This window comes from Mycobacterium sp. NTMscope_Eco_3, assembly GCF_976985685.1.
Map to the genome: position 1 here is coordinate 2,778,443 of NZ_CDRJYZ010000001.1, position 13,466 is coordinate 2,791,908.

At 64.6% G+C, this 13,466-nt stretch carries 14 protein-coding genes; 5 read left to right on the top strand and 9 right to left on the bottom strand.

The window, feature by feature from the left end; genetic code table 11:
• Positions 1 to 11 precede the first annotated feature (11 nt).
• From AC0KTM_RS12740 to AC0KTM_RS12750, 3 genes are read right to left on the bottom strand one after another with little or no spacing between them, the layout of a single operon-like run.
• Complete coding sequence (locus AC0KTM_RS12740; RefSeq protein ID WP_472415690.1) at positions 12 to 1,577, bottom strand: class I adenylate-forming enzyme family protein; 1,566 nt, start codon at positions 1,575 to 1,577, stop codon at positions 12 to 14.
• Positions 1,578 to 1,580: 3 nt separating this feature from the next.
• Positions 1,581 to 2,774 carry a thiolase family protein gene (locus tag AC0KTM_RS12745; protein ID WP_238956045.1) on the bottom strand — a complete coding sequence of 398 codons (1,194 nt, stop codon included), beginning with the start codon at positions 2,772 to 2,774 and terminating at the stop codon, positions 1,581 to 1,583.
• Entirely contained in the window at positions 2,771 to 3,229 is a 459-nt protein-coding gene (locus tag AC0KTM_RS12750; RefSeq protein ID WP_064939746.1) for a MaoC family dehydratase, read from the bottom strand. The genes AC0KTM_RS12745 and AC0KTM_RS12750 overlap by 4 nt, the downstream gene beginning before the upstream one ends.
• A 111-nt stretch (positions 3,230 to 3,340) precedes the next feature.
• Between AC0KTM_RS12750 and AC0KTM_RS12755 the strand changes: the two genes are divergently transcribed.
• From AC0KTM_RS12755 to AC0KTM_RS12765, 3 genes are read left to right on the top strand one after another with little or no spacing between them, the layout of a single operon-like run.
• Positions 3,341 to 4,531 (top strand): thiolase family protein, encoded by a 1,191-nt coding sequence (locus AC0KTM_RS12755; protein WP_238956046.1) that lies wholly within the window; start codon positions 3,341 to 3,343, stop codon positions 4,529 to 4,531.
• 1 nt (position 4,532) lies between these two features.
• Positions 4,533 to 4,967: a Zn-ribbon domain-containing OB-fold protein gene (locus tag AC0KTM_RS12760; RefSeq protein ID WP_014384998.1), complete on the top strand. Its 435-nt coding sequence runs from the start codon at positions 4,533 to 4,535 to the stop codon at positions 4,965 to 4,967.
• A gap of 10 nt (positions 4,968 to 4,977) precedes the next feature.
• Positions 4,978 to 5,994 carry a DUF2889 domain-containing protein gene (locus tag AC0KTM_RS12765; RefSeq protein ID WP_472415691.1) on the top strand — a complete coding sequence of 339 codons (1,017 nt, stop codon included), beginning with the start codon at positions 4,978 to 4,980 and terminating at the stop codon, positions 5,992 to 5,994.
• Between the two features lie 13 nt (positions 5,995 to 6,007).
• On the opposite strand, the gene AC0KTM_RS12770 is transcribed toward AC0KTM_RS12765, so the two are convergent.
• A complete protein-coding gene (locus AC0KTM_RS12770) occupies positions 6,008 to 6,640 on the bottom strand; it encodes a TetR/AcrR family transcriptional regulator (RefSeq protein ID WP_472415692.1) in 633 nt (210 codons plus the stop codon).
• Between the two features lie 115 nt (positions 6,641 to 6,755).
• Here AC0KTM_RS12770 and AC0KTM_RS12775 point away from each other — a divergent pair, with 115 nt between their 5' ends.
• Complete coding sequence (locus tag AC0KTM_RS12775) at positions 6,756 to 7,487, top strand: hypothetical protein (RefSeq protein ID WP_472415693.1); 732 nt, start codon at positions 6,756 to 6,758, stop codon at positions 7,485 to 7,487.
• A 31-nt stretch (positions 7,488 to 7,518) separates the two neighbouring features.
• On the opposite strand, the gene AC0KTM_RS12780 is transcribed toward AC0KTM_RS12775, so the two are convergent.
• Together AC0KTM_RS12780 and AC0KTM_RS12785 are read right to left on the bottom strand one after the other, a co-directional pair.
• The gene (locus AC0KTM_RS12780; protein WP_472415694.1) at positions 7,519 to 8,334 is read right to left on the bottom strand and encodes an SDR family NAD(P)-dependent oxidoreductase; all 816 of its coding nucleotides are present in this window, start codon (positions 8,332 to 8,334) and stop codon (positions 7,519 to 7,521) included.
• A 332-nt stretch (positions 8,335 to 8,666) separates the two neighbouring features.
• Positions 8,667 to 9,290 (bottom strand): TetR/AcrR family transcriptional regulator, encoded by a 624-nt coding sequence (locus AC0KTM_RS12785; protein WP_472415695.1) that lies wholly within the window; start codon positions 9,288 to 9,290, stop codon positions 8,667 to 8,669.
• Positions 9,291 to 9,437: 147 nt separating this feature from the next.
• Here AC0KTM_RS12785 and AC0KTM_RS12790 point away from each other — a divergent pair, with 147 nt between their 5' ends.
• Positions 9,438 to 10,667, top strand: a complete 1,230-nt coding sequence (locus AC0KTM_RS12790; protein WP_472415696.1) for an amidohydrolase family protein — start codon at positions 9,438 to 9,440, stop codon at positions 10,665 to 10,667.
• Positions 10,668 to 10,679: 12 nt separating this feature from the next.
• Here the strand turns inward: AC0KTM_RS12790 and AC0KTM_RS12795 are convergent, their stop codons facing one another.
• The 3 genes from AC0KTM_RS12795 to AC0KTM_RS12805 are packed head-to-tail and all read right to left on the bottom strand — an operon-like array spanning position 10,680 to position 13,448.
• Positions 10,680 to 11,897 carry a cytochrome P450 gene (locus AC0KTM_RS12795; RefSeq protein ID WP_472415697.1) on the bottom strand — a complete coding sequence of 406 codons (1,218 nt, stop codon included), beginning with the start codon at positions 11,895 to 11,897 and terminating at the stop codon, positions 10,680 to 10,682.
• A complete protein-coding gene (locus AC0KTM_RS12800) occupies positions 11,894 to 12,298 on the bottom strand; it encodes an ester cyclase (protein WP_472415698.1) in 405 nt (134 codons plus the stop codon). The genes AC0KTM_RS12795 and AC0KTM_RS12800 overlap by 4 nt, the downstream gene beginning before the upstream one ends.
• A 19-nt stretch (positions 12,299 to 12,317) precedes the next feature.
• Positions 12,318 to 13,448: an Rv3169 family protein gene (locus tag AC0KTM_RS12805; protein ID WP_472415699.1), complete on the bottom strand. Its 1,131-nt coding sequence runs from the start codon at positions 13,446 to 13,448 to the stop codon at positions 12,318 to 12,320.
• Positions 13,449 to 13,466 lie beyond the last annotated feature (18 nt).

Sequence of the window (13,466 nt, forward strand, 5' to 3'; positions counted from 1 at the left end):
GCTTTGGGAGCTCAGCCGGCGGCAGCCTTCAGGTCGGCGCGCAGCCGTTTCTTGTCCACCTTGCCGCTGGCCAGTACAGGCAATTCGGCGACCAGCACCAGTCGACGAGGCACCTTGTAGCGCGCCAGCCGTTGCCGCACGCCCTCTTGCAGCGTGGCCAGGGTCGGCGATGCACCGCTGCGCGGCACCACGACCGCGCAGACCGCTTCGCCCCACCTGTCGTCGGGCACCCCGACGACAGCGCAGGCGGCGACCCCCTCAACCGCACAGACCGCATCCTCGACCTCGGGCGAATAAATATTCTCTCCGCCGCTGATGATCACGTCCTTCTTGCGGTCCATCAGATAAAGCAGCCCGCGCCCGTCCAATCGGCCCATGTCGCCGGTGCGACACCATCCGTCCTGCAGCGTCGCCTGGGTTGCGGCCGCGTCCTGCCAGTAGCCGCGGAACATCGAGTCGGACCGCACGACGATCTCACCTGCCTGCCCCACGGGCACGGCACCGCCGTCCTCATCGACAAGGCGCACCCGCGTGTCGGGAAATGGGAAGCCAACGGAGCTCAGTCGCTCGGCAACGTCGGGTCCATCGAGGATGTGTAGTTCGCGGGGCAACCCGGAGACGATGACTTCCGTCTGTCCGTAGAGGTTGAGGAAACCCGCGTCCGGCAGCATGACGAGCGCTCGCCGCAGGACGGCCGCAGTCATCGGCGCGGCCGAATAGACCGCGGTGCGAACGGATTCCATCGCCAAGCGGTCACTCACCTCATCAAGAAGTGCCTTGAGCATGACCGGCGCTAGGTGCAACACCGTAATCCGCTCGTCGGCGATAAGCCGCGCCGCATCGGCCGCGTCGAACTGTTGCTGCAGTACCACGGTTCCGCCCCGAGCATGCAGTCCGCCGACGATCGCGAGCGCACCGAAATGGAACATCGGCATGTTGATCAGCCCGCGATCGGCGCTGCCGCAACGTATCTCGTTGTTCATGGTGAACATGACCCGGCGCATTTCCCGCTGCCCCAGGATGCAGCATTTGGACGCGCCGGTCGTGCCGCTGGTGAACAGCAGGTACGCGATGTCGTCGGGCCGGGCAGCGAATTCGGGTTCTTCGCTGCGGCCGACTTGCTCGACGAATCGCTCGTAGCCGATGATTCCCGGCCGGTCCTCTCCGCCGATGACCACCAGGTTGGGCCCCGACGGCATAGCGGTTACGGCGTCGGCGATCGCCGGCATGAACTCCTCGGCACAGAACACGATCGACGGATCGACGCGACGCAGCGCATCGGCCACCTCCGATGGCGTGAGCCGGAAGTTGATGGTGGCCATGATGATTCCGCTGAGTTGCGCGGCCGCATTCAGCTCGCCGAACTCGATGCTGTTGCGGCTCAACACCGCGATGCGGTTCTGGCGCCCCACCCCGGCCGCGGCCATCGCCGACACCAATCGGACTGCCCGGTCCCGTAACTGCCCGTGGGTGACGGTGCGGTGGTCGTGCCGGTAGGCGACGACATCGGGAAAGCGGACCGCGTTGTCGGTCACTATGTCACCGAGTGTCATGTCATCGACCGCGGCCATCGACATGAGTTATCGGCTACTCAACAGCATCGATCCGGCGACCGGTCCACCGCCCACACCGACGGCCACCACCTCGGGAACGCGGGGCACCTGGCGATCGCCGCCCTCGCCCCACAGCTGCACGCACGCCTCGTGCAGGAAGCCCATGCCGTGCAGTCGACCGCCGGAGAGTTGTCCGCCGCTGGTGTTGATCGGCAGCGGACCGTCCAGAGCGATCCGCGAACCGTCGTCGATGAATTCGCCGACCTTGCCGTGCTCGCAGAAGCCCATCGCTTCCAGCCACATCACAGTCAGGAAGGAGAAGCCGTCATAGAGCTGGGCCATGTCGACGTCGGCAGGAGTCAGCGTGGTGTGCTCCCACAGCGTGGCGGCCGAATCGTGGGCGGCCATCGTGGTGATGTCGCGGCGCTGGTCCCAGGTCGCCCGCTCGAACATGCCGGGCCCGACGGACTCCACCGTCAGTGGGTGCCGCGGCAGGCCGTTGGCGGCATCGCGGCACGACACGATCACGGCGGTGGCGCCGTCGCAGGGCACGTCGCAGTCGTAGAGGCACAGCGGCTCGGAGATCATCCGTGCGCCAAGGTAGTCGTCCATCGTCATTGGTTCGCGGTAGATCGCATCGGGGTTGAGTCCGGCGTTGGTGCGGGCATTGATCGCGATGCGGCCGAGATGCTCACGGGTCAGCCCGAAGTCGTGCATATAACGCTGGGCGGGCATGGCCAGCCAGTTCGCCGCCGACAGTGCGCCAAAGGGCGCTGTCCACTCCAGGTGCGGGGGCAGCTCGCCGCCGCCGAAGAGCACCGAGGCCCGACCGCCACCGGCCTGCTGCGCGGCGGTGGATTCCCATACCGACCGGTAGACCACAACGTGGTTCGCCAGCCCAAGACTGACCGCCATACACGCCTCGATCACCGGGCCGATCTGCCCCGCGGTCTCCATCGCCGAGACGTACCAGCGGGAGCGCAGTCCGAGTGCGTTGCGGACCTCCTGGACGGCGGCTCCGGAGAATCCTGGATCCGGCACACCCGGTCCCGGGTAACTCGCGATGCCGTCGACGTCGTCGACACTCAGCCCGGCATCGGCGATGGCTCGCTGCACCGCCTCGAGGGTAAGGTCAAGTCCGGTCCGCCCGAGCCTGCGGCCGACCTGCGACTTACCCGCCCCGGTGAGAACGGCCTTTCCATCGAACGGACCGCCGGTCACCAGACAAACCTAGCGATCAGCTCGGCGACCGCGGCCGGCTTGTCGACACCGTCGATCTCCACGGTGTGACGCACGGTCAGGTTCACGGTCTCGTCGTCGACCTTGGCGGCATCCGCGAGCTCGGATCTGACCCGGATGCGGCTGCCCGCGGTGACCGCGGACAGAAACCGTACCTTGTTCAGGCCATAGTTGATGCCCATCTTGGCATTCTCGACGCGATAGTTGTCCTTGCTCACACCGGGGATGAGCGAGAGCGTGAGGAAGCCGTGCGCGATCGTTGCGCCGTAAGGGCTTTCAGCCCTGGCCTTCCCGACGTCTACGTGGATCCACTGGTGATCCATGGTGACGTCGGCGAAAGCATCGATCCGGCTCTGGTCGATATCCACCCAACGGCTGACGCCGAGTTCCTCCCCGATCGTCGCGAGCGCATCGTCCACGGACCTGATCACCTTCATGGGCTGCTCCCAACATCACCATGGCCTGATATACCGATATCTATATAACGGTATAGACTGGCCACGCTCATCGGGCAACCAGCCCGCCCCTCTGACGATCTTGGGAGACATATGGCCACCACCAGGTCCCGCGCAGCGATCGTGGCCGCTGCCCGCACACCGATCGGAACGTCGCGCAAGGGCACGCTGGCCAACATGCCCGCGATCGAACTCGCCAAGCCCGTCGTCGCGGCGGTCGTGGATCGGTCCGGTCTGGATGCGGCGGAATTCGAGGACCTAGTACTGGCCGAGAGCCTGCAAGGCGGCGGTGACAGTGCCCGCTACATCGCGGTCGACCTCGGGTTGACCAATGTTCCCGGGCTGGCCGTCAACCGCCAGTGCGCCTCCAGCCTCTCGGCGATCGCCGTGGGCGCGGGGCAGATCGCGGCCGGCATGAGCCGCGCCATTCTGGCCGGCGGCATGGAATCGTGCTCCACCACACCACTTCTGCGCAAGCGCAAGCCGTTCACGTCGGGTAAGTCGGCCGAAGACTACGAGGACCCGTGGTTCCCGCTCTCACATCCGCCCACCGCGGATGCACCAGCGCTGGATATGTCGATCACCGTCGCGCACAACTGCGCCGTGCAGTACGGCATCTCCCGCGAGGCGCAGGACCAGTGGGCGCTGCGCAGTCACCAACGCGCGGTCAAGGCGATCGATGCCGGCTCATTCGTTGAAGAGATCGTGCCGGTCCAGGTGCCACAAGCCGACGGCACCACGATCACGTTCGCCGAAGACGAGCATCCCAGACGCGGCAGTTCGATGGAGTCGCTGGCGGGCCTGAAAGTGTTGCATCCCGAGATCGAAGGCTTCACCGTGACGGCCGGCAATTCCTCGGGCATCAACGACGCCGCCGCCATGGTGGCGCTCGCGGCCCCGGACACCGCGAACGACGTGCTGGCGCAGATCCTTTCGTGGAGTGCGGTCGGGGTGGCGCCGAACCGAACAGGCAGCGGGCCCATCACCGCCATTCCCAAGGCGCTCGAGTTGGCCGGCCGCAAGCTCGAGGACGTCGCACTGTTCGAGATCAACGAGGCCTTCGCCGCGCAGGCGGTCGCGTGCGCCCGCGAACTCGGGCTGGACGAGGAGATCGTCAACGTCTACGGCTCGGGCATCAGCCTCGGCCACCCGATCGCCGCGACCGGTGCCCGGATGGCCACCTCGGCGATCTACGAATTGCGTAGGCGTGGTGGAGGTATCGGCGTGCTGTCCATGTGCGCCGGCGGTGGTATGGGTGCCGCGATGGTCATCGAGGTGGCCTGAGATGACCACACTGATCACCGAGGGACTGTTCCGCGTCGACGGCGACCGCGCGGTGCTGTTCGCTTCGCGCAGACGCTCGTCGGGTGCGGTGAAGTTCCCCGCGGAGCGGCCCGAGCTCTTCGACGGTGACCCCGATATCCAGGACGACATCGAGTCGATCGAATTGTCCAGCGAAGGAACGCTTTACACCTACACGACGCAGGAGTTCCCGCCGCCGTTGCCGTACAAGGGCAATCGGGACCCAAAGGTATTCCAGCCCTATGTGGTGGGCTTCGTCGAGCTGGCCGAAGGTGTGCTGGTGGAGACGCTGATCGTCGGCGCGACCCCGGCCGAACTTCGGATCGGCCAGCCCCTGGTGTCGACCACCACCACGCTGGAGACCGCCGACGGCCAGTCGCTATTGACGTTCGCGTTCCGGCCGGCCGAGGAGAGCTAGAGTCTATCCGGTGACGGACCTGGGCTCCCCGCCCTTCGGGCTGCATCCACTGCACGGCGTGCACGAGCCCACGACCGGCAATCCACGGCGACGGCCGCGGTCCGCGCGCCGGACCACGTCGATCGACATGACCCGCGACGAGGGCTCGCTGGACCCGGTGTATCTGGATGGGCGGGCGCGCGATCTGTGGACGGCGGCCGACGGAACGGTGACCGAACTCGGCGCCGCGACGCTCTCGGCCACGATCGAGCTGATCGCCCGCGTTGTCCGTCATGTCGAGGTGACGCCACCGGTCGCCGCGATGAGCCGGCTGGCGGGCGCGCCCGCGATGAGCGGGTTTCGCGCCGCGGCCGACAAGGTCGCTCCCGAGCTACGGCAAGCCCGCGACCTGCGCTACACCCTGCTCGACGACGTTCCCGTCGTCACGCTGATATCGGGCCATGCGCTCTCGGCGTCGAACCTGCTCGGCGACGTCGCGAAGTCGGGATACCTGCCGGTCGCCGACCAGTGTGCGGGCTTCGCGACCGGCGGGCTGCTGCTGACGTCGTTCGAGGCGGGCGATCCCGCGATCGTCACCGGCCCGGAGGCTCCCGACCTCGATCACGGCGAGGACTCTTGGGCCTGGCACCCGATGGCGTGTTTGGCGCCACAAGCCATGCGCCGCAGGCGGCGCATCGACATCTTCGAAGCAACCGCCGGGCGAGTCGGCATCGATGCGATGTTCCGCGACACCTACGTGCGAAGCGACGGGATGGAGACGATCATCCACGAGTACACCTTGGACGCCGTCGTGGACCCCGAGACCGGCGTCATCGTCGAGTCGCGGGCCATACCGCGGGTACTGCCCTGGCAGGAATGCCCGGGGGCAGTCGCCAGCGCCGGGCGAATCGCCGGAATGACGTTGCAGGACTTGCACTTCCGGGTCCGCCACGAACTGTCCGGTACCAGCACGTGCACCCACCTCAATGATCTGCTGCGCAGCGTCGCCGATGCAGCCGCGTTGATACACCAGGTGCGCGGCGCGTAGCCCGACCCCCGAGTCAGGGGGCGTCGGGCGCACGGGTTGAGGCCGCGATGCCGGCGATGAGGAGCCGCAGTCCGGCGCGAAAATGGTCGTCTGAGAGCGCGATCACCTCCGCGACGACACCAAGCCCGGCCGGGGGCTGGGGATCCTGCCGGAGAACCGCCATGCCGCGGGTCCAATTGTAGCAGGCCGAAAAGGCCTCGCGGGCACGGGATTCCGAGAAACCGGCTTGGGTGAGCAGCGCCAAACCGTCTTCGAGCCTTTTGAGGGCAGCCTTTGGAAGCGACGCGGCTCCGATATGCGACGACCCATAGGCCACGACCTCGCGATAAGCGGGAAGCTGCAGAAGCAGGCCATAAAACGCGTCGAAGTAAAGATAAAGCTCGTCGTCCCAGGGACCGGGACCCGTTGGCGGCAGCTGTCGGTGGACGTCGTGGAGCACTCGTCGATTGAGCGCTTCTAACAGCGCGTCCTTGTTGTGAAAGTGCGTGTAGAGACTGCTTACTCCGGCTTCCAGCCGGGCCGCAAGTGTAGGCATCGAAAGTTGACGTAAGCCGTGGGCGATCACGATCTCTTCCGCGGCCTGCAGGATCTCCTGCTCCGAGAGTGACCCACGCGCCCGACGGCGGCGAGGTGTCCCAGTGGTCATTGCGTTCACGTTACCGAATGGCTTACGCTACCTATAGCGAAATCCATTCGCTAGCGCGGCGCTGGCCCATTCGGTGGCGATCAATTCTTAGATGTCGTTCTGACAAGGAGTTCATATGGCGAATCCGAGGTCGTTGAAATTCTGTGCCTGGTGTGGACCGCTCGTGCTGCTCATTTTCGGGACGGCATTTCTGCTGGGCGGGTGGGTGCCGATTCACTCACCCTCCGACAGCGCGGAGCAGGTGGCCGCGTTCTACCAGAACCGAACGGTTTTCAGACAAACCGGGGTCTTGCTGATGACGGTGTCCACCGTCCTGTTTCTGCTCTGGGGTGCTGCCATCGCTTCACAGGTTCGACGTTGCGAACGAGGCGTCCCCGTCTTCACTTACGCAATGGTTGCCTGCGCCGGAGGTGGTTCGGCGATCGGTTTCGTGATCTTCCTGTCGTGGGGCGTCGCCGCATTCCGACCGTGGACCTTCTCCCCGAATACCATCCTTATGCTGGACGATCTCGGTTGGTTCTTCATGCTGTCGTCCATTCCGATGTACATGATGTGGGCCGTGGTCATCGCAGCTGCCATTTGGTTCGACCAGAGCGATCACCCGATCTTTCCGCGGTGGGTGATGTACATGAACATTGCGACGGTCATTCTGTACATACCGACGATGTTCTCGGCCTTCGACAAGACCGGCTTGTTCGCCAATAACGGACTCCTAGGCGGTTATCTCCAATTCGCCGTCTACTTCGGGTGGGAGATCCTCATGAGTTGCGCACTGTTCCGGGCCGCCGATCGTGCCGCTGATTCAACGACTGAGGCACCCACGCGAAGTTCAGTTGCGGCGCAATAGGTCCCCGCCCTGAGTCGCTTCGCGGCGAGCGCTAACGAAAGTCCGATCCGCCGTCGACGTTGAGATCGGCGCCGGTGGTGTAGGTGTTGAGCCGGGATCCGAGCATCGTGATCATCGGCGCGATCTCCTCGGGTAACCCGGCCCGGCCTAACCGGCCCAAGGCATCGCCGAACATGTCCTCCAAGACCACGCCGACGTCGAGTGGATCGTCGGGATCCAGCCCACGACGGGCGATTTCGTCGGCGACGAAATCGCGGATCTGCGCGGTCAGGAAGCTGCCCGGCGACACCGTGTTGACGAGGATGCCCTCCTTCGCCAGGGTTTGCGACAGATTCTTGGTCAGGCTCGTCAACGCGGCCTTGCCCGCGGTGTAGGCGATGAGCCGCGGCGACTGGCGCTGAACCGAGTGCGCCGATACGTTGACGATGCGCGCCCACTCCGCTTGGCGCAGCAACGGCAACGCCGCGCGACAGGTGCGCACCGGACCCATCGTCATCAAGTCGAATGCCATGTCCCACTTTGCATCGTCGAGCTCGTCGAACTCTCCGACGATGTCCACTCCGGGGCCAACGGTGTTCACCAAGACGTTAAGCCTGCCCCACCGGGCCGCGAGTTCGTCGAACGCGGCGGTCACACTGCCGGGGTCGGATAGATCGGTGGAGATTCCCACCGCGTCAGGGCTGCCGGCCTCGAGCAGCGCAGCCGCCGTGGCTTCCACCGCACTGCGCGTGCGCGACAACACCGCCACACGCGCGCCCTCGCGTGCGTAGCAGTCCGCGGTTGCGCGGCCCATTCCCGCCGTACCGCCGGTGACGACGACGCATGCGTCAAGTAACCCGAGATCCATCACCGTTCTCCTCGCGCATACGGCCCCGACCGAGCCGTACAGCTGTTAATGCCTGTATTGCCGCCGACATGGTCGACGCGACAGCCGTTGGACTCGGACCAGATTGGCGGTCCGAACGATGCAAACTCAGTGGGAATACAGTCGAAACCTTCGAATCGCTTGATTCGGCGACCGTTCACGCCACCGCTGGCGGTTCGAGCCGAACTACGCCCTTTCTCGATCTCTCGCCAGCAATGGGCTGACTCGTGTCGAATCCTCACATCGGAGACTCCCTGGGTGACGAATCAGCCAGCGTGATCGGACCGTCGCTGACGAAATATGGCTTACGGCGATCAACCATCCGTGCGCGGCCAAAGTGGGCTGGACATCGCGGCGATCATCTCGGCGACCACCGCGATCATCTCGTCGCGGTCGACAGCCACGGTCTGGCGGTGAACCGTGTGCCAGGCCCGGTCCAGCAACCCCATTACCGCGACGCCGATGACATCCGGTGAGTGCGCGCCGTTTCCGGCGATCGCCTGGCCAAGCTTCCATGACGCCCGAGTCACCATGCGGTTGCGCGACTTTCGGAAGTCGTCGTCGTCGGGCGCCGACTGCGCCGACGCAAGCACGAACGCACCGTGCTGATCCATGTAGTCGAAGTAGTGACCAACCCAGGCCCGGATGTCAGCTGGACCGAACGGTTCGCCGGCCTCGGCCCACTCCGCGATGACGCCGAGGGCCTCGCGGTACGCGTTCTTGCCGAGGACGTTGAAGACCTCGCGCTTGTCCTTGAAGTAGGTATAGAAGCCGGCCCGCGAGATGCCGCATGCCTCGGTGATGGCGTTGATCGGTGTGCCCGCATAGCCGCGTTCCAGAAAGAGACGGCGGCTCGCATTGAGGATCGCCGAGCGGGTGCGCTCACCGCGGGTGGCCTCCAGTTGCCGTTCGGCGGGCGAATCCGAGGTCACCGTCATGCGGCGACTCTATATGACGATATCGTCAACTGCAATAATCGCAGTTCAAAGACCACTAACTACGCGATACGGACCAGACTTGACACAACTGTCAAGTTGCGTCAAGCTCGTACTTGAGCCCAGAGTCGAGTAGCGAGAGGCACCACGATGACGCAGTTCACCGACGCACCGATCTTCGATGCCGATCAGCACATGTACGAGACCCCCGATGCGCTGACGAAGTACCTGCCCAAGGAGTTTCAGCCGAAGGTGCAGTTCGTCCAGATCGGCAAGCACACCCGCATCGCAATCCTGAACAAGATCACTGACTACATGCCGAACCCGACATTCGAACGGGTCGCCGCCCCTGGCGCCCACGAGAAGTTCTACTCCGGCCAAAATCCCGAGGGTTTGTCGATGCGGGAGATGTCCGGCCGTGGCATCGACACACCGCCAGGCGCGCGCAACCCCGAGGACCGGATCGCCGAACTCGACCGCCAGGGCGTCGACGCATGCCTGAACTACCCCACGCTGGCCAATCTGGTCGAGCATTCGGCCGCCGAAGATCCAGACCTGACGGTGGCGATCATCCATGCCCTCAACCAATGGATGCTGGAACATTGGGGCTTCAGCCACGCCAACCGGATCTACTCGACACCGGTACTCACTCTGGGACTCGTCGACGAAGCGCGTCGCGAACTCGAATACATCCTCGACAACGGCGCCAAGGTCGCGCTGATCAAGCCCGCACCGGTGAACGGCTATAAGGGCTGGCGTTCCCCCGCGCTGCCCGAGTTCGACCCGTTCTGGCGTGACGTGGAGGACGCGGGGCTGCCGATTGTGTTGCACGCCAGCCAACCTCCGTTGCAGGAGTACATCGACAAGTGGGAGCCGCCGTCGACCAGTAGTGCGTTCGAGATGTCGGCATTCAAGTGGACGGCCTTGGGCCACCGGGAGATCGCCGACATGTTGACCAGCCTGATCTGCCACGGGACGTTGACCCGGTTCCCGAAGCTGCGCATCGCCAGCGTGGAGAATGGCAGCGCGTGGATCAAGCCGCTGTTTGACGACCTGCAATCGACCTACAACAAGATGCCGCAGAATTTCCCCGAGCATCCGCACGACGTGTTCCGTCGCAACGTCTGGGTGAGCCCGTTCTGGGAGGGTTCGGTCGCCGATGTCGTGCAGACCGTCGGATGGGACAAGGTGATGTTCGGTTCGGACTGGCCGCATCCCGAAGGCTTGGCTGAGCCCAAACGTTATTGGCAGTACGCCGAGGGCATGGACGAACGTCGCACCTATGACTTCATGGGGGACAACGCACGTCGCTTCATGGGGTTGCCGATCGCCAACCCCGACCCGGAAGCCGTCAAGCCGCCCGCACTGGCGAACGCCTGAGGCCTCAAGCCCTTAACGCGCGGTCGCGGTGAGCGGCAGATGTTCGTGTCGTCGGACCAGCAGGCTGTCAACCCAGCGAGGAGCGGCGGCAGGGTCGAGTGCGAAGTCTTTCGTCTGCGCCAGAACGGCTTTGAGCACCGCGCGGGCCTCGATTCTGGCCAGCGCGGCCCCGACGCAGTAGTGGATTCCGTGCCCGAAAGCCAGGTGGTGGCGCGGTGAACTGCGTTCAAGGTCGATCGCGTCAGGATTGTCGTACTGCGCCGGATCCCGGTTGCCCGCGGCGAAGAACAGCAACGCGGTGGACCCGCCCGCGACCTCGATCCCACCCAGTGTGGTGTCACGTGGGACGCTGCGCATCATCTGCCGAAAAGGCGATTCCAGCCGTAGCGCTTCCTCGATGAACACGTCGAGAAGCTCCGGGTGCTCACGCAGCCGCTGCTGCAGCTCCGGGTCCTCGGCAAGCATTCGGACAGCATTGCCGATCAGGCTCGTCGTTGACTCGCCACCTGCGCTCAGCAAGGTATGCAGAATGATGGTGACCTCGCCCATCTTCAGCGTGCCCGCGTCCAGCGCCCGTCGTACGGCCAGCAGAATGCCATCGTCGTCCCCGTCGTCGACACCGACGACCTGCTCAGCGATCCACGCCTGGATGTTCCCGATCCGGGTGACGAGCTCATTGAGCTGATCCAACGGCACGGTTCCGCCGACCATCGTCGTGGAGTCGAACGCGGCCTCGAGAAGTTGCGCCGGATCGATGTCGCGGAATCCGATCAACTGGGCCATCACCGTGATCGGGACGACGTTTCCGATCGTTCCCATGAACTCAAACTTATTGTCCTGCAACGCTTCTTCGACCGTCGCCTCGGCAAGAGCATCGATGTCGCTCTCCAGTGCGCGCATGCGGCGGGCGACCAATTCGGGAAAGACCGCACGCCTCTGGGTGGTGTGCACCGGAGGGTCGGCGGTCGCCAGCGTCGGCAGGGCTGTTCCACCGAAGTCGAGGCGGGCGGGTAGGCCGTTCTCGTCGCGATAGATGAGACACTGCATCGTCGAAGAGAAGTCTTCGGTCCGCGCGACCGCCTCGGAAAGTAGTGCGAAGCTGCTGATCACCACGACGTCGGTGCCCGGCACTGCCCACACGGGCGCGTCCTCCCGAAGCCGCCGGTAAAAGTCGTACGGGTCGCCGAGCACCGACGGCGCCAGCAACATGAAGGCTTCCAGTTCGGTCATCGCCGTCCCTCGAGTTGGTCGAAGAGGCTTGTGAGATCGCCGTAGACCCAGGACTCGGTAACCACTGACCCGCCGATGGCGTACAACTCGTCGGTCTGCACGGCGATGGCGCGATGGGTCGGCGCGATTCCTCCGTAATGACCGGTATGGGTCCCGCGCAATGTCCAGCGGGCGAAGACGTGACCGCTGCCGCCGAACAACAAATCCTCATGAAGGTACAGTCCATCGAACGCCGTAACCATTTGCCGCAGGTTGTCCTCGATATCCGACAGTGGCAGCGGCGTGTCCAAACCAGCCGCCCAACGCACACTGTCTGGCGCGAAGCCGGCAAGATAGCCATCGACGTCACCGGCGTTCAGCGCAGCGACGGATCGGCGGATGAGATCCTCACCTGAGCTCATCTATTCGTCTCCTCTTTCATCAAGACGTCGCAGCTCTATGTCCGTCCAGCAGCCCGGTCAACCCGCTGGGATGATGCGGACCGATCGCGATTTGCTCGACGACACCGATGCCGCGGCGCTCGCCCATCGTTGCGGTTACCAGGTTTTGGAGGTGAATTGAGGCGAAATCAGTGGGATCGAAGTCATCGAGCCTGATCGACTCGCGCCCTGTCTCGAGCGGGCCGTGGATGGTTCCGTGGCCCCAATGGGGGTGCCAATAACCGATTCCGCGCATGCGGAAGGTGAACTTTTTCTCGACCTCGATGAGGACTTCACCTTCGACTGGGTCGTCGAACCACAGTCGCGCGCGTTTGATTTCTCGGCGCCCCGGCTCCCAGTCGAGTTCGTGGCGGATGCCGTGGCATTCGCGGACGCCGGCCGTGCTCCATGGAGACGCGCCGACGGGAATGGGATCGATGACCAGCGCCGTCTCCAGCCATCGCGTGCCGTCTTCATGCTCGTGCACGGCCAGATGAGTGAAGCGGTCGGCGAAATGCAGTGGCGCCCATAGCCAGAACACTTGGAACGGCATGGGCTGCCGGATGACCTGGACCTGCTCGCCAATCGGGCGTATCCCCCACGAGCGATCCCTGGTGCCCGAAACCTCGAGCGGGTCGATCTGCAGTTCGTCGCCGTCAACCGTGATCGTTCCGTGCCAGGTACCCCATTGGGTCAGCCGCGTGTGATCGGTGAGAAGAATTCCCTCAGGCGTGCGTCGCTGCTGGCGGGGTTCCTCGACGGCGACGGTAGTAGCCCGGAAGAGTAGATCGCAGGAGATGCCGTGCTCGTTGGGTTCGACGACATAGCGGATGGACCGCATCGGCTCGACCACCTCGATGCGGATCGGCCCGATAGTGGTCGACCGGTCGGCCGGCATCGCACCAGAAGCAAAGATCGAATGCTCCACCCCGTGGCGCACGATGCTGAATGCGGCATCGATCACGCCGCGCACCGGGTAATGACCCATGGCCGCACCGAAATAGAACGCGGCGTCTTGGTGATGTCCGTTGAACCAGTACCGGTCGTAGTGGTTGATATCGCCGGTGGCTGGGTGGGCGATCGGTTCGGCCGAGGGGTGGATTGGGAAATCGTCAAATGGGCTCAGCAACATTGCTCCCGGGTGGTCAGA